The sequence below is a fragment of the Oryzisolibacter sp. LB2S genome (genome assembly GCF_040732315.1).
GTDB classification, from domain to species: domain Bacteria; phylum Pseudomonadota; class Gammaproteobacteria; order Burkholderiales; family Burkholderiaceae_C; genus Alicycliphilus; species Alicycliphilus soli.
In genome coordinates this window covers 1,451,713-1,475,957 of the sequence record NZ_CP160388.1, presented here as the reverse complement: position 1 = coordinate 1,475,957, position 24,245 = coordinate 1,451,713, and the positions used below count along the sequence as shown (strand labels likewise).

Annotated in this window: 18 protein-coding genes, 3 pseudogenes and 1 other annotated feature; of the genes and pseudogenes, 10 read left to right on the top strand and 11 right to left on the bottom strand. The window is 63.4% G+C overall.

Features of this window, described 5'->3' with window-relative positions; all coding sequences use genetic code 11:
- Window positions 1-14 precede the first annotated feature (14 nt).
- The 8 genes from ABUE11_RS06975 to ABUE11_RS06940 all read left to right on the top strand — a co-directional run bounded on the left by ABUE11_RS06975 (window position 15) and on the right by ABUE11_RS06940 (window position 8,667).
- Window positions 15-3,164 carry a tetrathionate reductase subunit A gene (locus tag ABUE11_RS06975; RefSeq protein ID WP_367068327.1) on the top strand — a complete coding sequence of 1,050 codons (3,150 nt, stop codon included), beginning with the start codon at window positions 15-17 and terminating at the stop codon, window positions 3,162-3,164.
- A gap of 32 nt (window positions 3,165-3,196) precedes the next feature.
- Complete coding sequence (locus ABUE11_RS06970) at window positions 3,197-3,871, top strand: response regulator transcription factor (RefSeq protein WP_367068326.1); 675 nt, start codon at window positions 3,197-3,199, stop codon at window positions 3,869-3,871.
- A complete protein-coding gene (locus tag ABUE11_RS06965; RefSeq protein ID WP_367068325.1) occupies window positions 3,868-5,301 on the top strand; it encodes an ATP-binding protein in 1,434 nt (477 codons plus the stop codon). The genes ABUE11_RS06970 and ABUE11_RS06965 overlap by 4 nt, the downstream gene beginning before the upstream one ends.
- Before the next feature lie 4 nt (window positions 5,302-5,305).
- On the top strand, window positions 5,306-6,127 hold the full coding sequence (locus ABUE11_RS06960) for a TlpA disulfide reductase family protein (protein ID WP_367068324.1): 822 nt from the start codon (window positions 5,306-5,308) through the stop codon (window positions 6,125-6,127).
- A 71-nt stretch (window positions 6,128-6,198) separates the two neighbouring features.
- Window positions 6,199-6,654 (top strand): DUF1810 domain-containing protein, encoded by a 456-nt coding sequence (locus tag ABUE11_RS06955; protein WP_367068323.1) that lies wholly within the window; start codon window positions 6,199-6,201, stop codon window positions 6,652-6,654.
- 247 nt (window positions 6,655-6,901) lie between these two features.
- Window positions 6,902-7,339, top strand: a complete 438-nt coding sequence (locus tag ABUE11_RS06950; protein WP_367068322.1) for a hypothetical protein — start codon at window positions 6,902-6,904, stop codon at window positions 7,337-7,339.
- 648 nt (window positions 7,340-7,987) lie between these two features.
- Complete coding sequence (locus ABUE11_RS06945) at window positions 7,988-8,242, top strand: type II toxin-antitoxin system Phd/YefM family antitoxin (protein ID WP_367068321.1); 255 nt, start codon at window positions 7,988-7,990, stop codon at window positions 8,240-8,242.
- The gene (locus ABUE11_RS06940) at window positions 8,239-8,667 is read left to right on the top strand and encodes a type II toxin-antitoxin system VapC family toxin (RefSeq protein WP_367068320.1); all 429 of its coding nucleotides are present in this window, start codon (window positions 8,239-8,241) and stop codon (window positions 8,665-8,667) included. Before ABUE11_RS06945 ends, ABUE11_RS06940 begins: the two co-directional genes overlap by 4 nt.
- A gap of 36 nt (window positions 8,668-8,703) precedes the next feature.
- On the opposite strand, the pseudogene ABUE11_RS06935 reads toward ABUE11_RS06940, so the two are convergent.
- From ABUE11_RS06935 to ABUE11_RS06925, 3 genes and pseudogenes are all read right to left on the bottom strand, one after another.
- Window positions 8,704-8,937: pseudogene (locus tag ABUE11_RS06935) on the bottom strand (hypothetical protein); the annotation flags it as partial.
- A 153-nt stretch (window positions 8,938-9,090) separates the two neighbouring features.
- Window positions 9,091-11,520 carry a glycerophosphodiester phosphodiesterase family protein gene (locus tag ABUE11_RS06930; RefSeq protein ID WP_367068319.1) on the bottom strand — a complete coding sequence of 810 codons (2,430 nt, stop codon included), beginning with the start codon at window positions 11,518-11,520 and terminating at the stop codon, window positions 9,091-9,093.
- Between the two features lie 157 nt (window positions 11,521-11,677).
- A protein-coding gene (locus ABUE11_RS06925) for an IS3 family transposase (RefSeq protein ID WP_367067583.1) occupies window positions 11,678-12,903 on the bottom strand; the annotation gives its coding sequence in 2 pieces (ribosomal slippage) (window positions 11,678-12,615 and window positions 12,615-12,903; 1,227 coding nt in all).
- Window positions 12,509-12,625: a sequence feature (AL1L pseudoknot), on the bottom strand. Its footprint overlaps the gene before it by 117 nt.
- Window positions 12,904-13,108: 205 nt before the next feature.
- Here ABUE11_RS06925 and ABUE11_RS06920 point away from each other — a divergent pair.
- Window positions 13,109-13,861, top strand: coding sequence for a hypothetical protein (locus tag ABUE11_RS06920; RefSeq protein ID WP_367068318.1), 753 nt, complete (start codon window positions 13,109-13,111; stop codon window positions 13,859-13,861).
- Between the two features lie 234 nt (window positions 13,862-14,095).
- Here ABUE11_RS06920 and ABUE11_RS06915 read toward each other — a convergent pair.
- From ABUE11_RS06915 to ABUE11_RS06890, 6 genes and pseudogenes are all read right to left on the bottom strand, one after another.
- Window positions 14,096-15,607 (bottom strand): annotated as a pseudogene (locus tag ABUE11_RS06915) (IS1634 family transposase); the annotation flags it as partial.
- 150 nt (window positions 15,608-15,757) lie between these two features.
- On the bottom strand, window positions 15,758-16,495 hold the full coding sequence (istB, locus tag ABUE11_RS06910) for an IS21-like element helper ATPase IstB (protein ID WP_367066871.1): 738 nt from the start codon (window positions 16,493-16,495) through the stop codon (window positions 15,758-15,760).
- 65 nt (window positions 16,496-16,560) lie between these two features.
- Window positions 16,561-18,105 (bottom strand): IS21 family transposase, encoded by a 1,545-nt coding sequence (gene istA, locus ABUE11_RS06905; RefSeq protein ID WP_367066870.1) that lies wholly within the window; start codon window positions 18,103-18,105, stop codon window positions 16,561-16,563.
- A gap of 203 nt (window positions 18,106-18,308) precedes the next feature.
- Entirely contained in the window at window positions 18,309-19,130 is an 822-nt protein-coding gene (locus ABUE11_RS06900) for an IS3 family transposase (RefSeq protein WP_367066873.1), read from the bottom strand.
- Window positions 19,127-19,444, bottom strand: a complete 318-nt coding sequence (locus ABUE11_RS06895) for a DUF1153 domain-containing protein (RefSeq protein ID WP_367065408.1) — start codon at window positions 19,442-19,444, stop codon at window positions 19,127-19,129. Before ABUE11_RS06895 ends, ABUE11_RS06900 begins: the two co-directional genes overlap by 4 nt.
- Before the next feature lie 52 nt (window positions 19,445-19,496).
- Window positions 19,497-19,694, bottom strand: a pseudogene (locus ABUE11_RS06890) (IS1634 family transposase); the annotation flags it as partial.
- Here ABUE11_RS06890 and ABUE11_RS06885 point away from each other — a divergent pair.
- Window positions 19,608-19,847: a hypothetical protein gene (locus tag ABUE11_RS06885; RefSeq protein ID WP_367068869.1), complete on the top strand. Its 240-nt coding sequence runs from the start codon at window positions 19,608-19,610 to the stop codon at window positions 19,845-19,847. The pseudogene ABUE11_RS06890 and the gene ABUE11_RS06885 sit on opposite strands and share 87 nt — an antisense overlap.
- Window positions 19,848-20,267: 420 nt before the next feature.
- Here the strand turns inward: ABUE11_RS06885 and ABUE11_RS06880 are convergent, their stop codons facing one another.
- Both ABUE11_RS06880 and ABUE11_RS06875 read right to left on the bottom strand, forming a co-directional pair.
- A complete protein-coding gene (locus ABUE11_RS06880; protein ID WP_367068317.1) occupies window positions 20,268-20,975 on the bottom strand; it encodes a SprT family zinc-dependent metalloprotease in 708 nt (235 codons plus the stop codon).
- On the bottom strand, window positions 20,975-24,238 hold the full coding sequence (locus ABUE11_RS06875) for an HsdR family type I site-specific deoxyribonuclease (RefSeq protein ID WP_367068316.1): 3,264 nt from the start codon (window positions 24,236-24,238) through the stop codon (window positions 20,975-20,977). Before ABUE11_RS06875 ends, ABUE11_RS06880 begins: the two co-directional genes overlap by 1 nt.
- Window positions 24,239-24,245 lie beyond the last annotated feature (7 nt).

Sequence of the window (24,245 nt, the reverse complement as noted above, 5' to 3'; positions counted from 1 at the left end):
TTGAGGATTGACCCATGACAGACAAGAAACACCCCGAACAAACCCCCAACACCCAGCGCCGGCGCCTGCTGCTGCGCGGCGGCGCCGTCGCCGGGGGCCTGACGGCCTTTGCCGCCGGCTATGGCGAGGTGCTGGTCAAAGGCGCCAAGGGCCTGGTCACCGGCAGCGCCGGCCAGGCCCCGGCGCATGGCACGCGCGGCAACTCGCTCACGCCCGAGTTCCGCATCGACCCGGCCACCGGCCAACTCAGCCCCCAGCCGGGCCAGATCGTCAGCCCCAGCAGCTGCTTGGGCTGCTGGACGCAGTGCGGCGTGCGCGTGCGCATCGACACCGAGAACGACGAGATCATCCGCATCGCCGGCAACCCCTACCACCCGCTGGCCACCACCCACCACGCGCCCATGGAGATGCCGGTGCGCGAGGTCTGGGCGCAACTGGGTGGCGACAACGGCCTGGAGGGGCGCGCCACCAGCTGCGCGCGCGGCTCGGCCATGCTGGCGCACCAAAAGGCCGCGCACCGCGTGCTGACGCCATTGAAGCGCGTCGGCCCGCGCGGCTCGGGCGAGTGGCAAAGCATCAGCCTGGAGCAGCTGGTGCAGGAGGTTTGCCAGGGCGGCGACCTGTTTGGCGAGGGCTATGTCGATGGCCTGGCCGCCATCCGCGACACGCAGACGCTGATCGACCCGGACAACCCCGAGTACGGCCCCAAGTCCAACCAGCTGCTGTTCACCGACGCCTCCAACGAGGGGCGCACGCCGCTGATCCGCCGCTTCGTCGGCCCCGCGTTTGGCTCGGTGAACTTTGCCAACCACGGCGCCTACTGCGGCCAGACCTACCGCGTGGGCACGGCGGCGGCCCTGGGCAACATCCCCGGCATGCCCCATGGCAAGCCGGACTGGAAAAACTCGCGCTTTGGCCTGTTCCTGGGCACGGCCCCGGCGCAGGCGGGCAACCCCTTCCAGCGCATGGGCCGCGAACTGGCCGAGGCGCGCTCGCGCGAAGAGAACACCTACCGCTACGTCGTCGTCTCCCCCGTGCTGCCCACGTCGTCCAGCCTCGCGGCCGGCGACAACAACCGCTGGATGCCGATCAAGCCCGCGACCGACCTGGCGCTGGCCATGGCGCTGATCCGCTGGATCATCGACCACGAGCGCTACGACGCCAAGTTCCTCTCCCAGCCCGGGCCTTCGGCCATGGCGGCGGCGGGCGAGGCAGCCTGGAGCAACGCCACCCACCTGCTCATCAACGACGCGAAGCACCCGCGCTACGGCCAGTTTTTGCGCGGCGCGGACATTGGCCTGCCGCTGCCCGCACCCGTCGATGACAAAACCCCCGCCGAAGACGTGTATGTGGTGCAACTGGCCGACGGGAGCCTGGCCGCCCACACCGTGGCCCAGGCGGCCGAGCTGCGCGTGGAGCGCGAGGTCACCCCCGTGGGCAGCGACGCGCCCGTGGCCGTGTGCACCGCCTTCATGAAGCTGCGCGCCGAGGCCCAGCGCCAAACGCTGCAGGAGTATTCCGACCTGTGCGGCGTGCCGCTCAAAGACATCGAAGACCTGGCGCGTGAGTTCACCAGCCACGGCAAGCAGGCCGTGGCCAACTCGCACGGCGGCACCATGAGCGGCGCGGGCTTCTACACCGCGTACGCGATTGCCATGCTCAACAACCTCATCGGCAACCTCAACGTCAAGGGCGGCTGGGTGCTCGACGCCGGGCCCTTCGGCCCCTTTGGCCCGGGGCCGCGCTACAACTTCGCGCAGTTCCCCGGCAGCGTCAAACCCACGGGCGTGTCCCTGTCGCGCACCCGCTTTCCCTACGAAAAGACCAGCGAGTTCAAGCGCAAGAAGGAGGCGGGCCAAAACCCCTACCCCGCCAAGGCACCCTGGTACCCCGCGCCCGGCAACATGAGCAGTGAAATGCTGGCGGCCGGCCTTTTGGGTTACCCCTACCCGGTCAAGGCCTGGATCAACCACATGAGCAACCCGGTGTACGCCATCGCGGGCTTCAACAACGTGCTGGCCGACGCGATCAAGGACCCGAAAAAGCTGCCGCTGTTCATCTCGGTCGATCCCTTCATCAACGAGACCTCGGCCCTGGCCGACTACATCGTGCCCGACACCGTCACCTACGAGAGCTGGGGCATTGGCGCCCCCTGGGCCGACGTGATCGCCAAGAGCAGCACCGTGCGCTGGCCCGTGGTGCAGCCGGCCACCGCCCAGACCGCGGACGGCCAGCCGGTGAATCTGGAGAGCTTTTTGTTTGCCCTGGCCAAGCAGCTCAAGCTGCCCGGCTTTGGCGCGGGCGCCATGAGTACCAAGGACGGCGACCCGCTGGATCTGCACGATGCGCGTGACCTGTATATACGCGCCATCGCCAACATCGCCTACCAGGCGGGCAAGCCAGTGGGCGAGGCCAGCGACGACGATATCGAACTCACGGGCGTGAAGCGCTGGATGGGCGATCTCGCGCAGCGCCTCCAACCCGAGGAAGTGCGCCGCGTGGCCATGGTGATGACGCGCGGCGGGCGCTTCGACAAGATCGAAGACGCCTGGGCGGGCGAACACATCAAGGCCGCGTACAAATTCCCCGTGCAGCTGTGGCACGAGGGCCTGGCCAAGATGCGCCACTCCATGACCGGCGAGCGCTTGAGCGGCTGCCCCACCTGGCAGCCCCCGCGCTTTGCCGATGGCTCGGCCATGCGCGATCACTTCCCGGAGAAAGACTGGCCGCTGACCATGAGCAGCTACAAGTCCAACCTGATGAGCAGCATGTCGATTGCCGCCGACCGCCTGCGCCAGGTGCACCCGCACAACCCCATCTCCCTGCACCGCGACGACGCCCAGGCCCTGGGCATTGCCAACGGCGACCGCATCGAAGTCACCAGCCCCGGCGCCAGCATCCAGGGCGTGGCCCTGGTGCGCCAGGGCATTGCCAAGGGGGCGATTGCCATCGAATACGGCTACGGCCACAAGCAGCTGGGGGCGGTGGCCCATGTGATCGACGGCAAGCCCACGGCACACAACCCGCAGCATGGCAACGGCGTGAACCTCAACCTGCTGGGCTTTGCCGACCCCACGCGGCCCGCGCGTGACAACGTGTGGGTGGAGACGGTCTCGGGCGCCGTGGTGCGCCAGGGGCTGCCGGTGAGGGTGCGCAGGCTGTAGCGTTCATAGAATCACGCGTTGGACACGCACCCATGCACATCCTGATCGTCGAAGACAACGCGCCGGTGGCCACCGGCATACAGACCGCGCTGGAGCTGCACGGCCTGCGCAGCGACTGGGCCGACGGCGCCGATGCCGCGCAGGCCCATGTCGCCGCGCGCAGCTACGACGCCTGCGTGCTCGACCTGGGCCTGCCCGATGGTGACGGCATGCAGCTGCTGCGCCGCTGGCGTGCCGCGGGGCTGATGCTGCCGGTGCTGATCCTGTCCGCGCGCACCACGCTGCAGGACAAGGTCGAGGGCCTGCAAAGCGGCAGCGATGACTACCTCACCAAACCCTTCGACCTGCCCGAGCTCATCGCGCGCCTGCACGCGCTGCTGCGCCGCGCCGGCGGGCGCAGCGGCGACCGCATCCGCGTCGCGGACTGCGAGATCGACATGCTCCAGGGCATGGTCTGGCGCCATGGCCAGCGCGTGGAGCTGGCACGGCGCGAATGGGCCCTCCTGCAGGCGCTGGTGCAGGCCCATGGCCGCGTGCTCAGCCCGGCCCAGCTGCACGACAGCCTGTACGGCCTGGAGCAGGACGTGGAGAGCAACACCGTCAACGTGCATGTGCACCACCTGCGCCGCAAGCTCGGCGCCGAGCTCATAGAAACCGTGCGCGGCCAGGGCTTCCGGCTGGGCTGCAGCGCCGGCGCATCGCCATGAGCAGACGCGCCAAGAGCCTGCGCCTGCGCCTGGTGCTGGGGCTGACGCTGGCCTCCAGCCTGCTGTGGGGCGGCGTCGCGCTGTGGCGCTTCAACAGCCTCGAGCATGAGATCAACGCCATGCTCGACGAACGCCTGGCCGCATCGGCCAAGATGGTGGCGGGCATCGTGCACCAGCTCGAACCGGCCATGCACGGCGGGCCGGACCAGGCCGGCGACAGCGATCTGGCACCCCTGATTGCGCGTGACGGCGTGGCCTGCGAGGTCAGCCTGGTGCGCAGCGAGGTCGGCATCGTGCCCATCGCCCGCACGGCGGGGGGGCCGGAGCAGGCCACCCATGGCGCCACCGGCTTCGGCGTCATCACCAAGGGCGGCAAGGCCTGGCGCTCCTATGTGCTTGAAGAGGATGGCCTGCGCGTGGCCACGGCCGACCGCATGGACTCGCGCGAGCATCTCGTGCAGTCCGCATGGCGCGCCATGGCCGTGCCCTTTGCGCTGGCACTCGCGGGCATCGTGCTGTTGAGCTGGTGGATCACCACGCGCACGCTGCGCCCGCTCGGCCAGCTGCAGCGAGAGCTGCGCGAGCGCCCGCCACAGGACAGCACGCCCGTGCAGGCCGGGCAGGACACGCAGGAGCTCGCGCCCGTGGTCGACAGCCTCAACCACCTGCTCGCGCGCATGGACGCGGCCATCGCCCATGAGCGCCGCTGGACCGCCGACGCCGCCCATGAGCTGCGCACGCCGCTGACGGCCATCAAGACCCATGTGCAGGTGGCCCAGATGGCCCTGGCCTCACCCGCCACCCACATGGCCGACCAGGCGCTGGTGCGCGCCGGCGAGGGCATTGCCCATATGCAGCACACGCTGGAGCAGTTGCTGCGGCTGTCCCGCATCGAGAGCGGCAGCGACGCCGATGCGCCCCTGTGCCAGGGGCCCGCCATTGCGCACGCCGTCGAGCTCGCCATGCAGCAGTCGCGCCGGCGCGCCGAGGCCGAGCAATGGCCCCCGGCACAGATACGCATGACGCAGACGCCCGCCGCCGCTGCGCATTGGCAGCCCCTGGGCATTGCCCTGCCCCCGGCCCTGCTGACCTGCGCCATCACGAATCTGCTGGACAACGCCCTGCGCCACCACCAGGGCAGCGAGCCCGTGGAGCTCGCGCTGCAGCGCCAGACCCTGGCGAACGGATCGCAGCAGGTGACGATTGCCGTGCGCGACCGGGGGCCCGGCCTGAGCCCGCAGGAGTGCGCACAGGCACAGCAGCGCTTCTGGCGCAAGACCTCGAGCCACACGGGCAGCGGGCTGGGCCTGACCATCGTGCGCCGCATCGCCGACAGCGCGGGCGGCAGCCTGACCCTGGAGCCGGCATCGCCGGGCCTGCTGGCGCTGCTGCAGCTGCCCGCACACACCGCCCCCAGCGGGCAGGGCTGACGCCATGGACCGCATGCTGCAACTGGGCCCGCTGGCCCTGCCCTGGACCTTGCTGGTGCTGCTGGTCGCATGGCAGCTGGGCACGGTGGTGCATGAGCGCCTGTCGGCGCGCCATGGCCAGGGCCCGGGCCCACATGGCTGGCGCCTGACGCTTGTGGCCCTGCTGGCCGCACGCCTGGGCTTTGTTGTGCAATACCCGGCGGAGTACGGCGCCACCCCCTGGTCGGTGCTGGACATTCGCGACGGCGGCTGGCAGCCCTGGGCCGGTCTGGCCGCGGCACTGCTCTATGTCGGCCTGCTGTGGCTGCGCCGCAGCCCCTGGCGCCAGTCCGCCAGCGCCGGTCTGGCCACGTTTGCCGCCACATGGCTCGCTGGCCTGGCACTGCTGCAGGCCAGTGCCCCGCCCGGCGGCGCAGAACTTCCCGTCTGGCGCGGCGTGGCGCTCGACGCGCGGACCATCGCCTTGCCCGATCTGCGTGGCCAACCCGTGGTGGTCAACCTCTGGGCCAGCTGGTGCCCGCCCTGCCGGCGTGAAATGCCCGCACTCCTGCAGGCACGCGGCAGGCACCCACAGGTGCGCTTTCTCTGGGTCAACCAGGGTGAGACACCCGAGGTCGTGGCTCGCTTTGCCAGCCAGCAGGGGCTGCCCGCATCAGACGTGCTGCTCGATCCATCGACGCAGCTCGGACCCGCGCTCGGACACAAGGCACTTCCCACCACGCTGTTCTATGACGGCCAGGGACGCCTGCAAGCCGTGAGGACGGGTGAGCTGTCGGCCGGAACGCTCGCCCATCACCTCGCGCGCATTGCCCCATCCACACGCTGACAGCCAAACCCATCACGCGGCCTGATACTCTGATCCCCCACCATGCGCCCGGCGCACCACGGAGGCCGACAGTGACACCGCACAACCCTGAGGATCGGCAAAACGCGTACCGCCCCGACCTGGAGCGCTTCGTACAAGCACAGGCTCCCGTCTATGACGAGGTCCTGGCCGAGTTGCGCGAGGGGCACAAGCAGACGCACTGGATGTGGTTCATATTCCCGCAGTTGCTGGGCCTGGCCCATTCGGCCACCGCAAAAAGGTTTGGCATCACCGACCTGGACGAGGCGCGAGCCTACCTGCACCACCCGGTGCTCGGCCCACGGTTGCGACAATGCTTTGAACTCCTGCTCACACATCCGTCGCAGACCCCGCAGGACATGCTGGGCGGCATAGATGCTGTAAAGCTGCGGTCCAGCGCCACCTTGTTCCTGCTGGCGTCGGAAAACGACCCCTTGTTTGCGGCCGTTCTGACCACCTTCTACGCAGGAGCGCCCGACCCTTTGACCGTCGATCTGCTGAGTCGCTGACCCATCCAGCCTCGGTCACCATGGTGTTGTGAGCTCGCGTCCATGACAACGGGCGGAACTTCATGTCCGCCGCCTTTGAAACCTTCCTCGAGACGATGGGCGTGCACCTGCGCTTTCGTCCTGCCGGTCAACCCCGCCACGGGGCGGTGCTCGAGCGCATGTTCGGGCGTGCCAACACCGAGTACATCCACAACCTAGCCGGTAACACCAAGGCCAGACGGACGACTGGACGCCTCCGGCCCAAGGGGTGCAGCTGGCTCTGGCCTTGTTCAAGGAGGGCGAGCGGCGCCGGTACACACCCCACCACACCGATTGGAATGCGGTCGATGCGCAGCTGCAGAGGTTTTTGCGCGAGCCCCATCCCGTGTCGGTGCGCGAGGTCTCACGGCGTCTGGGCATCGAGGTGCGCCAGCTCTATCTGCACGACAACCAGACCACCCGTCAGCTGGGTCAACGCTGGCTGGACTATCGCAGGCGCCGCAAGGCGGCCCGGCTTGAGGAGGCCATGGCGCAGCTGGAGGCGGCAGGCAAGGAGGTGCTGGAGGACGGCAAGGCACTGAATCTGCGGGAGATGACGCAGCGCCTTCCACAGAGTCTGGTGCACAGCGTGCAGGGGCTGTATGACGTCCTCAAGGATGTCCGTGCGCGCGTGGCCTCAGACACACCTTGGTCTGAACGCCGGTGAACCCGGCCGGGCGCGTGACGCACTTGCTTGCGGGCGATCCCGGCTCTGTGCGGTGACGACGCACCTGTTGCATCGGCGAATCTCGCAAGCGGCCATCGGTATGGCAACGCCAACCGCATGACTGGCCAGTCTCCGCATGTTTCTTGCCCGGCCTGAGCGCCGGGCCATCGACGTCAGCGGTACCCCGGATGGGCACCCTCGCATCACGGTGCCAGGGGTGCAGCCCTTCCCCCCTCACTCCCATGAAAAAGCCCGCAGGTTTTAGCTGCGGGCTCTTGCATTGCCTAGCACAAAATGCCGAAAAAGCAAAATGTGGCCTATCGGAAAATCAAGCATAACGTGGCCAAGTGGCCACTTTATGCTTTACGGCACATGTTCTGTGCCGTTAGCCGTTTCCTGTCCTCAGAGTCAACCATAACCTGTCCGCTGTCCTTCGTGAAGGCTGATGCAGTTTTGTCCGCAGTCAAGCATAAAGTGGCCGAACGGGAAAAAATCAAGCATAAAGTGACCAAACGGTTTTCATGCCTGAATCACCGCCGACATCCCCCTTCTTCCCCCACTCCCCCCGCTGCGCCGCGTCGTTTGTCAAGGGTTGCAACGACACGAATGTAGTATCATACCTACATTCATTGATGCAGGAGGTGTGCTGTGACCATCACAACTCTTTCCAGTCGGGAGCTGAACCAGGACGTGACCCGAGCAAAGAAGGCAACCAAGAACGGTCCAGTGTTCATCACGGATCGTGGCAAGCCTGCGCATGTGCTGCTCAGCTTTGAGGACTATCAGCGGTTGACGCAGCAGCGGCGCAACATTGCCGACGCGCTGGCGATGCCGGGTGTGGCGGACATCGCATTCGAGCCGCCGCGTGTGATCATCGGAGTCCGGCCGGCGGATCTCTCATGATGTACGTGCTCGATACCAACGTGGTGTCCGAGTTGCGCAAGGTGCGGCTTGGCAAGGCTGATGCGCATGTGGCGGCTTGGGCAGAGAGCGTGGATGCAGCCGACCTGTTTGTTTCGGCCATCACCATCATGGAGTTGGAGCTCGGCGTTCTGTCGATTGAGCGCAAGGATGCTGCCCAGGGCGCCATGCTGCGTGCGTGGCTGGAGCAGCATGTACTTCCCGAGTTCTCCGGGCGCACGTTGCCTATCGATACCGCTGTGGCACAGCGCTGCGCTCGGCTGCATGTACCGGACAGGCGCGGTGAGCGCGACGCGCTCATTGCTGCAACGGCCCTAGTGCATGCCATGGCGGTGGTCACGCGCAACGTGGCAGATTTCAAGCCCACGGGGGTGACTATCGTCAATCCATGGGAGCCATTGCCATGATCTCCTGCGGGCTCTGGCTTGCTGCGGAGGGATACGCTATCGGTGCAGAGTTTTGTCAGCGGCATGAACGTCTGATATGGCGTCGTCTGGTGGCCATGCGAGACGACCTACCCCATCGCTGTCAGCAGGTTCAAAACGTTCAGAACGCTGCACAGCGTACGGGTCGCTGATTGTGTGCTGACCGTTTTCCACGCGACCGGCAAAGGGCCAGTAGTATGCCGGATCGCTGCTGCAGGTTACTGAATAGTCATACCACTGGCCGCTTGCATTCGGCTCCCAATGCCTCTCGGCGCTGGCAGCAGCGGCACCGCCAACCGTCCATGGGCCGTCGCTCCGTTAGGCCATGGGTGTGATGGTGAACACCGCAGCCATCGCAGGGCTCAAAACGAACGGCGAGCACACATGCAAGCCGCATCTTTCGCGTTACTGGACGGTCAGCTTCACTGGCTTGGCAAACACGGTGTAGTGATGATCCTGGCTCATGGCATGACGATATCCAGGCAACACGGTGGCAGTCCCCGGTGCCGTAAAAAGGATGGAGCCGTCTGGCTGTAGGTTGTACTGCGCTGTGCCATCCAGCACCACCATCTGATTGCTTGTGGCATTGAGCGTTGCCCCGACTTGTGTCGTCAGCGTCAGCGGCAAAGCAACCGGTGTCTGTATGTTCACCGCAGTCGATCCTTGCGCGGCTACTGCTTGAATCGGGAAACTCTTGGCCCAGTGCGCATCATCCGTGGTCAGACCATGGGTGCCATAGCTATAGAGGCTGTAGAAGTCATTTTGCTTACGTAAAGTCCAGGGCCAGAAGGTCAGCCCCCGGTGCTTAGCAGCCTCCACAAGCTCAGAGCTGATGCCGCCGCTGTAGCTTGGGTTGTAGGTTGATGAGTTGGTCTGCGTCACGCCCAGAATGCTGCGCAGTCCACTTTCAACCTTGCCGGCCTTGACCGCCAGGCTGTTGAGTGCACCCGTACTGACCTCGGGCATAGTTTTTGCCATGTTTGCGAGCTGATTGAAATCGAAGGAGATGACAACCAGTTGGTCATGGACTTTCTTTTTGTCAACCAAGTCTTTGAGCAGGCTCACGATCTCAGGCTTGCTGCTCTTGATTTCGACAAAATGCACCTGCTTCTTGTTCTTGAAGGCATCGAAGTACTCTTCCAGCGTCGGCACTGCATAGCCCGAATCCGTTTTGAGCTGCTTGACCTGGGCCAGCGTCATCTCTTCGATGGGACCTGTGCCGTCCGTGGTGCGGTCCACTGTTCCGTCATGCATGATCACAAGATGCTTGTCACGTGTCATATAGATGTCGTTTTCGATGACATCAGCACCTACCGCAGCAGCCTCCAGAGCACTCTCCAGAGTATTTTCATCCTTCAAAGAGGGCGTGCCTCGGTGTCCAATAATCAGCGGCTTGCGCAACAAGGTATTCGCTGGCAGCTTTTGAAGCACCTTGGCATAGGCCTGTGAATGGCTGGTCACAACGCCATTGACGCCGGTCAGCAGCACTTCAGCCACTTGCTCAGGCGTTGCCGCAGTGGGAGCCACTGCAGCCCAAGGGGTGATCAGCAGACGCTGCATATGAGCCACCGCACTTTGAGTGCTCATGGCAGCAGGCAGTACCGCAATCTTGGCTTTCGCACGATTGGTCTGCGCCACAACCTTCAAGACATCGGCCGCACTATCAGTCAGATTGGATCCCGAGAAGTCCACCGCCGCACGCACCAGCGGCATGGCTTTGCGCGCCTGCGCCAGCAACTCCACATTGCTAGACAGCAGTGTGATATCTGTATAGCCGTACTTTTCTACGAAACGCGACAGCGCTGTAACAGTAGCTTCGTTTTCAATACGCAGCACGGGGATTGCCAGCACCTTGGCCTGGCTCACATAGTCCAGCAAGCTCCCGATACTTTCACCGCCAGCGCCCCTGAGCATCAGTGAACTATCCAGCCCGAACAAGGCGTTGCTGGCTCCAGACTTCTCCAGTGTCGTTTGCGAGCTCATGACTTGAACCAAAGTAGGAGCCACTGCAGCCTTGGTGCCTGTATCCTGGGGATCAAACAGCTTCACCACAGGCAAGGCATCGCGCTGCTCGGTGACCTTGATGCTCTCAACCCGCATCAGAGCACCGGCTGCTTGCAGGCCAACACCCCCAGAGGCATAGCGCTCATCCATCTCCACATCGTGCAGCAGCTCGCCATTCAGGTACTGGCGGACACGATTGCCGTGCACGATGACCGTAGCACGGTACGTCTTGGCAGGGTCGATTTTTTCCGTGAATGGCTTGGTGCTGATCACATTCCAGGCGCCAGCATTACGGAAGGCAAATTCAGTGCCGTTGGCCGAAGTGGCCTCTTGACGCATGGCCATCTGATAGTAGGGCTCCATCGTAGGAGTCCCTGAAGTGCGATACATCACGCTGGCCCAGCGCTTTGGATCCGTTGCCGCCTCAATCGTGAAATCGACATCGATACGGTAGTTGGAGAGCTTTTGCAAAGACTCAGGCAGTGACACCGCTGTCATCTGCGTGGCATGAGCACGGCCATCAATAAACAGGCTGCCGTCGCGCACTTCCACGGTGCCTTTGTTCGCAACCGGTTTTGTCCAGCCTTGGGGGAGTTCAGACAAGCCGGCAAATGTCTGATCCAGATATGTCACCAGAGGCTGGCTATCCGGCTCCGAAGGCTTATCCGGATTGTCTGGATTGGCGGGACCCACAGGCGTCGCGGGCTCCAAGGGCGCGGCAGGAATCGATGGAGTGCCAGCCTCAGGCTGAGAAGAGGAGTCTCCACCACCGCAAGCTGCAAGTTGAAGAGCGATCAAGGCAGCCAGTGCGGCCTGAGTTTTCGAGAACATCACAAGTCGTCCGAGAGGTGGTAAAGCCCAGCACTCTAGCGAGACGATGTGTCAACAAAACTTCATTTCAATGACTAATCCATGAAGGCACTCATTGGCTGCACCTGGCGTACTTTGAACCGCCCCGGGTTTCGCGGAGGCTGGTTGGTTTAAGTGCTCATGCCAGCTCGGCCGACTGCTCGGATAGCTGACGGTAGTAGTTTGCCTCAGCCTCTGCCGGCGGGATGTAGCCCAGAGGCCCCATGAGCCGATGGTGGTTGAACCAGGAGACCCACGTCAGCGTGGCGAGCTCGACGGCCTCGCGAGTCTTCCACGTGCGTCGGTGGATCACCTCGGCCTTGTACAGACCGTTGATCGTCTCGGCCAGAGCGTTGTCATAGCTGTCGCCCTTGCTGCCCACGGACGGCTCGACACCGGCTTCTGCCAGACGTTCGGAGTACCGAATCGACACGTATTGGGAGCCACGATCCGAATGGTGGATCAGGCTGCTATCTCGCTCGGGTTGCCGCTCGTACAGCGCCTGCTCCAGCGCATCGAGGACAAAGTCCGTGCTCATCGACGTGCTCACCCGCCAGCCCACGATGCGCCGTGCGAAGACGTCGACAATAAAGGCCACATAGAGCCAACCCTGCCAGGTCGAGACATAGGTGAAGTCCGACACCCATAGCTGGTTGGGCCGCTGGGCATGGAACTGCCGGTTGACCTTATCCAGCGGGCACGGCGCCTTGGGGTCGCTGACCGTGGCGCGAACCACCTTGCCGCGCCGCACGCCCTGCAGGCCCAGTCGTTTCATCAGGCGCTCAACGGTGCACCGGGCAACGACTGTGCCCTCGCGGTTCATCTGCATCCACACCTTATCGGCGCCATAGACCTGCAGGTTGTCATTCCACACCCGCTCGATGTCTGGCATCAACACTGCATCGCGCTGTGCCCTGCGACTGAGCAGTCGGGCATCACGCAGCCGGGCTGCGTGTCTGCGGTAGGCCGACGGGGCGATCTGCAGCACCTTGCACATCGGCTCGCCCCCGTGAACTTGGCGGTGCTCATCGACCAGCCGGTACATCACTTCAATCGGCGGTCGAGCTCCGCCTGGGCGAAAAACGCACTGGCCAACTTCAGGATTTCGTTGGCACGGCGAAGCTCCTTGACCTCGCGCTCGAGCTCCTTGATGCGCCGGGCTTCAGCCGTGGACACGCCTTCACGCGTGCCCGCGTCAACCTCGGCTTGCTTGACCCATTCGTGCAAGGTCTGCGGCACACAGCCAATCTTGGGCGCGATCGATTCGATGGCCGCCCACAGCGACGGGTACTCTCCACGGTGCTCCTGCACCATCCTCACCGCACGCTCGCGTACCTCGGGCGAGAACTTGTTTGACTTCTTCATGGCTCAATCCTCTCAGAGTGTTGAGCCTCCGCGAAACCCGGGGCGGTTCAGGCATCGGGTCCGCTTAAGCCGGCACTGCCCTTGTTGCGGGAAGGACAATGTGCGCCATGCCGCCGCGTTCGTGGTGCCGGGCTGGTGCACCAGGTGCGGTGCCTCTCTGGCCCAGGCGCCCGCTGAGCGGAGCGCCGATACCTGCGCCGACGCAGTGCCAGTGCAGCCGGTGGAGCTCTGGCGCGCCCGCCAGGTCCACGATCTGGTGCTGGCGCATCAGTCCCTGGCCGCAGAGCCTGGCCGGCAGGCCTGGGTGGACGCCATCGGGCACCTCATTGCCTCCATGGATGGCGGCCAGTCGGCACGCTTTGCCAAGCGCGTTGGCCTGGCCAAGAGCACGGTGCATTACTGGCTGCAGGCGGACAAGGCTCCGACGCTCGATGCGAGTCTGGCCGTGGCGTCCCAGTCGGGCATCGGTCTTGACCGACTGCTCTTGGGCCAGACGGACGACTGGACGCCTCCGGCCCAAGGGGTGCAGCTGGCTCTGGCCTTGTTCAAGGAGGGCGAGCGGCGCCGGTACACACCCCACCACACCGATTGGAATGCGGTCGATGCGCAGCTGCAGAGGTTTTTGCGCGAGCCCCATCCCGTGTCGGTGCGCGAGGTCTCACGGCGTCTGGGCATCGAGGTGCGCCAGCTCTATCTGCACGACAACCAGACCACCCGTCAGCTGGGTCAACGCTGGCTGGACTATCGCTGGCGCCGCAAGGCGGCCCGGCTTGAGGAGGCCATGGCGCAGCTGGAGGCGGCAGGCAAGGAGGTGCTGGAGGACGGCAAGGCACTGAATCTGCGGGAGATGACGCAGCGCCTTCCACAGAGTCTGGTGCACAGCGTGCAGGGGCTGTATGACGTCCTCAAGGATGTCCGTGCGCGCGTGGCCTCAGACACACCTTGGTCTGAACGCTAGTGAACCCGGCCGGGGGCGTGACGCACTTGCGTGCGGGCGATCCCGGCTCTGTGCGGTGACGACGCACCTGTTGCATCGGCGAATCTCGCGAGCGGCCATCGGTATGGCAACGCCAACCGCATGACTGGCCAGTCTCCGCATGTTTCTTGCCCGGCCTGAGCGCCGGGCCACCCGAGTTCGACACCAAACGCGGCAAGTTGTTGATTTGCTTGAATCAGCTTTTTGAAATTTGCACTACAACAGGCTCATCTGTGCATCGTTCGTTGGCCGTTTGACGTTGAGAGCGGCCAAGACATCGGCCTGGCGCGGATGGATGGTAGAGACCCCGCTCATGGGTTCACCGTGGTCTATGCGCACGGTGTGCCGCTGGATGCGGCGCAATTGGGCCAAGGCGGATTCGGGCGACAGATCGCTGCCCGCGCGCTTGAGGCGCACACGCATGACGCGGTACAGAATCAGCGCCATGAAGCAAATGCTGGCATGCGCCCTGATGCGCTCGGGCAGGCGGTGGTAGACCGGCGCGATCTCGATCTCGCTCTTGAGCACCCGAAACCCCCGCTCAATGTCGGCCAGCGACTTGTAGCGGCGCACGATCTCATCGGCGCGCATGTCTTTGACGTTGGTCACCAGCATCAACTTGCCGTCCATCAGCTGGGCCCGGGCCAATGCCGTCTGGTCAATCTCGTAGGTGAACAGATCGGACTTGAGGTCTACCTTGACGATGCGCGCCAGATGGGCGTCGCTGACCTCATGAAAGAAGCGTGCCTTGGCCCCCGAGTCCGAGAGCTTGCGCCCGCGCTTGGCCTGACCTGCATCCTGCGCGTCGAGCTTGCCAGCGAGCTGCGCGGCGCGCAGCTCCAGCTCCTGAATGCGAGAGAGGCGCTCCTGTGTCTGCTCCATCGCCCGCTGCCGGTTGTGCGCCACCACCAGGCGATGGCCTTGCCATTGGCATTCAATGATGATGTCCTCATCGTCCTCATCGTCCTCATCGCTTGGCACGCAGTCCTGATTTGCCTGAGCATCCATGGACGGCAGAAGATCGGCGAACTGGCCATAGCGCCTGCCGGGAACGGCCAGGATGAACTCCAGAGGCCGCTTGTGCTCATCCTGGCCTGCCACCTGCAGCCCGGTCAGCGCCTCGATGTTGTCCAGCGACAGCAAGCCCCGGTCGGCCACCACCACCAGGCGGCGGATGTGGGGGTAGCGTGCCAGCACCTTCTTGAGGGTGGGCTCGAGCGTCGCTGCCTCGGCCGCATTGCCGTCAAACACCTCGTGGTAGATCGGCATCCCATCGGCGGTCTGCACCACCCCCAGCATGAACTGGCGCGCAATGGTTCCCTGCTTGGACATGCCAAAGCAACGCACATCACCCGCTTGCTGGCTCAGGCCCTCGGCGCCAATGGTGGTCAGGTCATAGAACACCACCGACAGATCCTGATCGATGAGCGGGCGCAGCAAAGATGCGATGCACTCGTCCACCTGCGCCTGGTGATCCATGAGCGCATCCATGCTGCGCAGCAGCTGCTGGTGCGTGAGCCTGTTGCCATCGATGCCGGGCATGCAGACCGTCTGCAGCCAGCGCAGCACCCCCAGTTTGGAGTCGGCATCGCACAGCCGGTTGAAGACCATCACGCGGATGGCATGTTCAACAGGGGTGGTAAAGCGTGCACGGCGAAAGACGGCGCCAAGCTCATCGAAACCCAGCTCGTACCACAGGGCATCGAGCGCCTGTATTGACCCAGCTGCGCATTCCACTGATCGCGGACAGTGATTCCATGCCCATCGCGGACAGCGTTCCATGCGATGGCGGACACTGTGCGCAGGTGTCCTGAGTGACGCCCCAATCGTAGCCGAAGTGTCCGCCATCAGCGTGGAACGGCGGTCGGCGTCGCCGGTTTAAGCAGCTTTGGCCAGCTTCCTCATCGACTCGCCCTTGAGGGCTATCTTGTGCGAGCCGTGCACGATGCGATCCAGGATGGCGTCGGCCAGCGTGGGTTCATCCAGCCACGCGTGCCAGGCGGTCACCGGCAACTGGCTAGTGATGAGCGTCGAGCGCGTCCCCACCCGGTCGTCGAGCAACTCCAGCAAGTCGTTGCGCTCGTGCACGGCAATCGGTGCAATACCAAAGTCGTCCAGAATTAGCAGATCCAGCCGGGCGAGCTGCGCCAGCCGCTTGCCCAGGCTGCCATCGCCATGGGCCACGTGCAGCTCCTGCAGCAGGCGAGGCGCGCGGGTGTAGAGCACCGACAAGCCCAGACGCGCCGCCTGCTGGCCCAGTGCACAGGCCAGCCACGTCTTGCCGCACCCGGTGGCGCCGGTGAGCAGCACGTTGTGACCATGGCGCAGCCAGTCGCCGCCGGCCAGGCTGGCGATGACCTCCCGGCTCAGGCCCCGACTGGCACGCCAATCGATGTCCTCCAGGCAGGCGCTGGAGACTTTGAGGCGCGCGGCCTTCAAGAGGCGCTGCAGACGCTTGCCATCGCGCCAGTCCACCTCGCGCTGCACCAGCAGCGCCAGGCGCTCTTCAAAGGGCAGCTCGCTCGCTGAGATGTGGGTGGCGGCATCATTGAGGGCGGCCACCATGCCGTCCAGGCGCAAGGTGCGCAATTGGCTGAGGGTGTGTTCGTTGAGCATGTTCATTCTTTCGGTGTATGGCTGTGTTCAGGTGTGCTGTGGTCATGAGCGGTGATCGATGCTCATCAGTGGTAGTACCCCGGCCCGCGCACGTTCTCGTGCAGCGGCAGACTGGCCTGTGCGGCAATCGGCGCATCCAGTGGGCGTTGGTCCAGACCGCTGCCGAGGATGGAGGCGACGCTCCTGTAGGACGGTGAGCGGATGGCCTGCGCCCGCGCGCAGGCGGCCTCCAGGCGCTCGGCCCCGTACTCACGGCCCAGGCGCATCAAGCCCAGACAGGAGCGGTAGCCCTGCTCGGGATGCTGGCGGTGCTCCATCTGCCAGCGCACCACGGCGGCGGTGGCCACTCCCATGCGTTCGCCCCAGGCGATGAGCTTGCCCGGCGTCCACTCGCGGTGCGCCCGGTGTGAGGCCGGCATGTGCTCGGCTGCGGTGGTGTGCGCTCCCCGGCGAGGGTTCAGGGCGTGGGCCGCCACCCGCTTGCTACCGTGCAGGACTTCCACCGTGGTGCAGGTGATGCGCATCTCTACCGCCTGGCCCACCAGCGCATGGGGCACGGAATAGTAGTGGCCATCGAGCTCGACGTGGTAGTCGATGTTCACGCGGGCGGGTTTGAAGCGTGCGATGGCCATGCGCGCTGGCGGCAGCGGGCGTAGTGCCGGCCGGTCGAGTTCGGCAAAGGCGCTGGCACGATTGCCGGGCAGCTTCTTGAAGGCTCGCTGGTTCAAGTCCACCAGCAAGGCGGCAATTGAGCGGTTGAGCTCGGCCAGGCTGAAGAAGCGCTGTTGGCGCAGCCTGGCCAGAATCCAGCGCTCGACCACCTGCACGGCCACTTCCACCTTGGGCTTGTCGCGTGGCTTGGCCGGGCGAGCCGGCATGACCGCCAGGCTGTAGTGCGCCGAGAGTTCTTCGAGCAGGCGGTGCGCGGTGGGCTCGTAGCGGTCGGGGCGGGCCATGAGGGCGCGCGGCTGGTCGGGCACCAGCAGGCGGGGCACACCCCCGATGAACTCCAGCGCGCCGATGATGCTGGCCACCCAGTCGGTAGCCTTCTGACTGGTGGTGGCGCAGGCGTAGGTGTAGTTGGACGCGCCCAGCACGGCCACGAAGACCTGGGCCTGGCGTATCTCACCGGTGCCGGCATCGACGACAGGTACCGTCTGGCCGGCGTAGTCCACAAACAGCTTGTCACCGGCCTCGTGGGTTTGACGCATGGAGCGCTTGAGACTGCGTGCCCAGGCCTTGTACTTCTGGCAGAAGGCGCTGTACTTGTAGGCTTGGCCGCCGCGCTGTTGCTGGTATTCCTCCCACAGCAGTTGCAGGGTGACGCCGGGGCGGCGCAGCTCGCGGTGGATGTGGGCGTGGTCGGGCTCGAGGTGTCGTGACTCTCGCGCCACCGGTGGCCGGTACAGCCGGGCCTGCAGTTCCTCGTCGCTCAGACTCTGGGCCAAGGCCCAGTCCACGCCGGCTGCGCGCGCGTAGCTGGCGATGTCATTGACGGTGGACTTGGAGATGCCGAGGGCTGCGCCAATCTGGCGGGTGCTCAAAGTCCCGCCGTGCAGCAGTTGCAATGTGTGTCGTAGTTTGTTCATGGTGACCCTGGGTGTGGGCATCGCTGGTTCCGGCAAAAAACCGGGCAGCGTATGCCGCGTTCGGGTCACTCAGAACACCGCATCAGGTGTCCGCCATCCGTTTGGAATGCTGTCCGCCTTCAGCGTGGAACGGTGTCCGGCATCACGCTGGAACACTGTCCGCCTTCAGCGTGGAATCGTGTCCGCCATGGCGTGGAATACGCACCCAGCGGTTTTTGCACAGGTCAGGCTGCTAAAGCATAAGCCTCAGCGGGGGTCTTCATGCCCAGCGCCTGGTGCGGGCGCTGGTGGTTGTAAAAGCCGATCCAATCCGCGATCACGCGGCTGGCATGCTGCAGGGTCTCGAACCTGTGGCGGTGAACACATTGGTCCTTGAGTGTTCGGATCACACGTTCGACCATGCCGTTTTGCTCCGGGCTGTACGGGGTGATGAACTCCTGCTGCAGGCCATAGCTTTTGACCAGGGCCGTGTAGCTGCGGCTGGTGAACACCAGCCCGTTGTCTGAGCGCAGCAAGAATGGACGCTTGACCTTGCCCAGGCAGCCATACCTGGCGATCAACGCCTGCTCCAGGGCCGCTTCTGCGGTCTTGGATCGTCCACTGCGGCTGAGGTGCCACCCCAGCAGCTCACGGCTGTAGCAGTCGATCACCAGGGCCAGCGAAGCCCAGCCGTCTCGCCCGGTCCACACGCGGCACAGGTCCGTGGCCCAGCGCTCGTCTGGCGCCTTGGCCACCGAGGGCAATGCCTGGATGCGCGGCCTGAAGCCCACCGGGCGTTTGCGTACCTGCCAGCCCTTGAGCTGGAAGATGCGCTGCACGGTGTTCTTGTTCAAGCCAAGCAGGTGCGCCACGGTGCGGTAGCCGAACGACGGGTTCTCTTCGATCATCGCCTTGATGGGCTTGACCAAGTGCTCTTGCACCTTCGGCGGCGCCTTGGTGCTGCGGTAGTACACCGTGCGCCGGGGCACCTCGAACCACTGGCACAGCTTGACCAGGCTGACCTGGATGCCGTCTTCAGCCAATCCCTGCTGAAGGCTGAGGATCATTTCTCGTCCTCGTTGCCCAGCAGGGAGGCCAGCTTTTTTCTGGCACGCAGCTCCAACATGGCTTCGCCGTAGGCCTCCTGCAGTTCACGCAGTTGCTTCTCGTACTGCTCTTTGACTTCCAACGGCTTGGTGCGCAGGGCGTTTTCCATGCCGCGCTTGCCGTCATCGACCCACTGCTCGACTTCGGAGGGGCTGAGATCGAAGGCCCGGCTGGCCTCTGAGATCGTGGTCTTGCCCTGGATGATGTCCAGAACCAGGGCGGTTTTGCGCTTGGCCGTCCAACGCTTGATGTCGTCTTCCATCAGGGTGCTCATCGTTGTTTCCTTCAACGTTAACACCTGTGCAGGAATTCACTGGGTCAATACACGCCCAGACATCGCCCAGCGCCAGGGCTGATTCAAAGCACAGTTCAGGAGCACCCCCCTCGCTGAGCGGGCGCCCCTTGGCGCGCAGCAAGCCAGCGAGCAGCGCGTCGAGTTGACCGCCACGCTCGTCGATACGCCCGAGGGTGGCGACGGTGCGCTGGCGTGGCTGGCCATCGGCATTGCGAAAGGACTGAACCAACCGCGCGTAGCGGTGACCGCCGCTGGTGGTGACCTTGATGAACATGCGCCGGAGTATATCGCCCGCAGGAAGTGGCTAAAACTACATTACTCTCAAACATTGGCACTACAAAGAAATCGCAAAACCGGATCTTCCGCGTGTGCAAGTGGTTGATTCTTATGGCCTCGCCAAGACGCATGGGGCGGAAATGGTGCTCCAAGTGTCGAACTCGGGGGGCCATCGACGTCAGCTGCACCCCGGATGGGCACCCTCGCATCACGGTGCCAGGGTGCAGCCCTTCCCCCCCCCACTCCCATGAAAAAGCCCGCAGGTTTTAGCTGCGGGCTCTTGCATTGCCTAGCACAAAATGCCGAAAAAGCAAAATGCGGCATATCGGAAAATCAAGCATAACGTGGCCAAGTGGCCACTTTATGCTTTACGGCACAGGCCTGGAGACTATCCAGACCCTTGTGATTGGTGGCGGATGGTTGACCAAGTGCCGACTGGCCTCCCGAGCTTATGAGCACTGGCGCGGGTTGCTGCGGGCTTGCGGGCAGTTATTCGAGATTTTCGAACTACTGCCCGGATCGCGCGTCAGATATCGAGCTCCGCACCACGAATCCTGAGCCATTCTTTTCGCTCGCGGTAATCCGGCAGCACCTTGTCCACCTCGTTCCAGAACGCGTCCGAATGGTCTCGGTGATGCAAATGGCAGAGCTCGTGGACGATGATGTAGTCGATGATGGTCAACGGGGCCATGAGGCATTTCCAGTGGAAATGCAGATCGCCACGCTTGGTGCACGACGCCCACCGGTAGCCAAGATCCTTGATCTGGATGTCGCCTGCTGTCACGCCAACCTTGGCCGCGAAGTACGTCACGCGCTTCTGAATCCGGGGCAGGCCTTTCGCTTTGTAGAAAGCCTCAAACACTTGATGCGCGGCATCCTGGCCACCACGCTCGACAACTTCACGCAGCAAGTAGAACCGGCCATCCTTCAACTTCAGCAGTTCGTCTTGCTCGGCCACCAGTTGCAGCCGGTAGCAGCTGCCCAAGTAGAGAAACGTCTCGCCGCTGACCCATTCGCGTGTGACGCGAGTAGCGTTGAGATCACGCCATTCCGCCAGATTGCGGTAGATCCACATCCGCTTGGCCAAAACGGTTTCGTCCACCTGTTCAGGTGTCATCCGCTTTGGCGGACGAACGGTGATGATCCCGTCGCGCTCGATCACGATGTCCGTGGTCTGGCGGTCTGATCCCTGCAGCAGCTGGTATTCGATATCACGTACTTGACGCAGTTGCATCATGCGCCCCCTGACCGTGCCATATTTACTAGTTCGTTGTGGCGATTCTTGGCCAGCTTCATGACTTCCACGGCCACACGCTCACGATTGAGTTTCAGCTCTTCGATACCCGTCTTGGCGATCTCGGTCTTGATCAAACCGCGCACACGCTTCTGCTTATCGGGGTTCTGCCAGAAATCGATGCTGGCAATGGTTTCTTGCAATATCTCCACGATTGTCTCCATCAATGCCTTGAATGCGGGCTTATCTGCATCATTGAGAGAACCACTTGCAAAGCCAAGCTGGACGATGTGCTCGTAGAAAGTTGTCGCCTCCTTGCTCATACCATCCTCACCCTGCTGACGGCCCGCGATGGCTTCCTTGCGCAGCTCTGCCAGTTTTTCGGCCAGCAGATTCCATTCGTCGTGGTGCTTCTCAATCAGCGCATCGACCTTCTCCGACAGGCTCTTGTAGAAGGCCGGATCTTCATCGTGGTGCACCGTGCAGTGTTTGCGGATGGCGTGCTCCATCTCGCTGGCCTTGGCCTCGATGTTTTGACCCGCGTGCGCGGTTAGCTTGTCGAGGAAGTCTTCTGCCAGCAACTCGACCGGTGGCACCTTGGGGTTGATGCCCAAACTGATCAGGTGCTCGTTGATCAGCGCCTTTACCTTTTCGCCAGCGCTGCCGAGGTCAAGGCTGCTGTCCTTGTAGCGCTCCTTGGTTACCTGCAGGATGTAGCCGAAGCGCTTCGCGGGCACGCGGTAAGGCTGTGCTGACGCGTTGGGCAGGATGATGTCGAGGCTCATCAGGAACTTCTTAAAGTACACCTCAAAGTCCGCGCGTTTCTTTTCATCCTTGAGCGCCTTCACGGCTTCATGCACCACGGTGGCCTCGGCGTCCAGATTGGGCAGTTCGCCGTTCACAAAGGCCTGAATCTGTTTGATGCCTAGCGCCGAGAAGTGCTGCAGCAGCCGCTGATAACGCTCTTCCAGCACTGGTAATTCTGACGCAATATTCTTCATCCCGTCGTGCAGCTCTTGCAACTCGTCGCTGGCCGCATACAAGGTCAGAGCATCGGTCAGGTGGTTCGCCAGGCCGATGTAATCGACGATGTAACCGCGCTGTTTGCCCTGCTTAACCCGGTTGGTCCGGGCGATGGCTTGCAGCAGGGTGTGCTCGCGCAGCTTCTTGTCGATGTACATCACCTGCTCGATGGGCGCGTCAAAGCCCGTGAGCAGCATGTCGCACACGATCAGAAAGGCAATGCCGGTGTATTCCTTGTCTGGGTCTTCAAAATCAAAACTGCGGCAGAAGTTCTCTATCGCGTTCATGCGCTGTGCCTGCTTCCGGGCTTGGGTGATGTAAGCAGCTTCGTTAGTGCCGTCCGACGACACCACCACTGCTGTTTTCAGGAAGCGCAAGCGCCCGATCAGATCTGCATCGGGCGCAGCCTTGGCTTCTTCCTTGGCGATGCGCTCTGCTAACGCTGCCTGAATGCCGTTCTGATAACGAATGCACGCCAGTTTGGAGTGGCACACCACCTGTGCCTTGAAGCCGTTGGGCAGGATGTTGTCGACGTAGTGCGCCACCATGTCACGCGCAATGGCGTTGATGCGGTTCTCTGCTTCCAGGATGTCGCCCGTTGCGCCGTACTTCTTCTTGATGGCCAGCAGCTCTTCTTCGCTGCGGTCGCGGAAAAGGTCTTCAAAGGCTTCATCGAACGCGTGCTTTTCGTTCAGCGCGCTGTCGGCGGTTTTACCTTCGTAGAGAATTTGTAGTGTGGCTCCATCGTTTACCGCATCCATCAGTCGGTAGGTGTCGATGTACTCACCAAAGCGCTTGTGGGTTTTCTTCTCGCCGTGGCGCTCCGTGATCAGCGGAGTGCCGGTAAAAGCAATACGCGTGGCATTGGGGAAGGCCTCGAACAGGTTGTCGCCCAGGTCTGAGCTTTGCGTGCGGTGGGCCTCGTCGATCATCAGAATGATGCGATCGGAAGTATTCACCACACCGAAGGTCTTGCCCGCAGGCATGGCCAAGTAAGTACCCAGCGCGTCCGCCACCGTGTTGGTCAGCGTTTGCTTGCGTTCCTGGAACTTGTGGATCATCACCATGCTGATGTCCGAGCTGGCGGTCGACAGGTGCTGGCGCAAACCTACCCGGGTTTCGATCACATTCACCCGCCCGCCAATCAGCGTGGCGGTGTCGCCCAGTTGCTCTTCCAGGTCTTGCCGGTCATTGACCAGCACGATTTTGTAGTCGGACAGGTCGCGACTGGCGCGCAGCATTCGGGCCAGAAACACCATGGTCAATGATTTGCCCGAGCCTTGGGTATGCCACACCACGCCACTGCGTTCCGATGCGGTTTCGCCGGTGCGCAGGCGTTCGACGATTTTGTTGGCGGCACGGAACTGCTGGTACCGGCACACCACCTTCACCCGAGGGCCGCCGTCAGTGTCCATGAACACGGCGCTGGTGCGCAGGATCTGCAGCAGGTTGGTCTTGTTCAGCATCCCGGCAATCAACTGCTGCTGGGCATTCAGCCCTGCCAAAGCGGCATCGTCGGCAGGGTAAAGCGTTTTCCAGGCATAGAAATGCTCTTCGCCTGAGGTGATGGTGCCGTAGTCGGCTTCCAGCCCGCAGCTGCGCACCAACATCAGACTGCTGTAGAACAGCCGAGGCTCGCCTTCTTTCAGGCCAGAAGCTTCTGTTTCTTTGCGGCGGCGCATGTAGCGCTGCAGTTGCACAAAGGCCTCCTGCATCGGGTTGGCGCAGGTTTCCGAACCCTTCTTGCACTCCACCACCACCAGCGGGATGCCGTTCACGAACAGCACAATGTCCGGAATCATGAACGCCTTCACGCAGCCCGGCGTGTCGATGCGGAACTGGTTGATGGCGTGATATTGGTTGTTTGCCGGGTTGTGGAAGTCAATCAGGCGCACCACCGGGTCGGCTTCGCCCGTCAGCTCGTTCACATCGGCTTGCGCCTTGAACAGCATCGCCTGCACGGCTTCGTTGGCTTCGAGCAACGTGCGGTTGGGATGACGCAGCAATTGGCTGCGCAGGTCTTCCAACTGGCGGTGTGTCAGCCATTCGCGCCCATCGTCTGTGCGATTGATGGCACGCACGGCACTGTCGAAAACCTCAGGCAAAAACCACTGGCGGAAGTTACCCCGCAGGCTGAGGGCGGCATCCTGCGGCACACCCGTGCCCTGGTCGATGACCGTCCAGCCCAGTTCAGCCAGTTGTTGCAAGAAGGGGCGTTCGACCTCCGTGTATTCACTCACTCGGGGT

Bases quoted from the DNA above. Each gene is read 5' to 3' on its own strand.
- ABUE11_RS06975 (WP_367068327.1), top strand. From the start codon at position 15: ATGACAGACAAGAAACACCCCGAACAAACCCCCAACACCCAGCGCCGG.
- ABUE11_RS06960 (WP_367068324.1), top strand. From the start codon at position 5,306: ATGGACCGCATGCTGCAACTGGGCCCGCTGGCCCTGCCCTGGACCTTG.
- ABUE11_RS06900 (WP_367066873.1), bottom strand. From the start codon at position 19,130: ATGATCCTCAGCCTTCAGCAGGGATTGGCTGAAGACGGCATCCAGGTC.
- ABUE11_RS06970 (WP_367068326.1), top strand. From the start codon at position 3,197: ATGCACATCCTGATCGTCGAAGACAACGCGCCGGTGGCCACCGGCATA.
- istB (WP_367066871.1), bottom strand. From the start codon at position 16,495: ATGCTCAACGAACACACCCTCAGCCAATTGCGCACCTTGCGCCTGGAC.
- ABUE11_RS06965 (WP_367068325.1), top strand. From the start codon at position 3,868: ATGAGCAGACGCGCCAAGAGCCTGCGCCTGCGCCTGGTGCTGGGGCTG.
- ABUE11_RS06880 (WP_367068317.1), bottom strand. From the start codon at position 20,975: ATGCAACTGCGTCAAGTACGTGATATCGAATACCAGCTGCTGCAGGGA.
- ABUE11_RS06895 (WP_367065408.1), bottom strand. From the start codon at position 19,444: ATGAGCACCCTGATGGAAGACGACATCAAGCGTTGGACGGCCAAGCGC.
- istA (WP_367066870.1), bottom strand. From the start codon at position 18,105: ATGCCCACACCCAGGGTCACCATGAACAAACTACGACACACATTGCAA.
- ABUE11_RS06930 (WP_367068319.1), bottom strand. From the start codon at position 11,520: ATGTTCTCGAAAACTCAGGCCGCACTGGCTGCCTTGATCGCTCTTCAA.
- ABUE11_RS06940 (WP_367068320.1), top strand. From the start codon at position 8,239: ATGATGTACGTGCTCGATACCAACGTGGTGTCCGAGTTGCGCAAGGTG.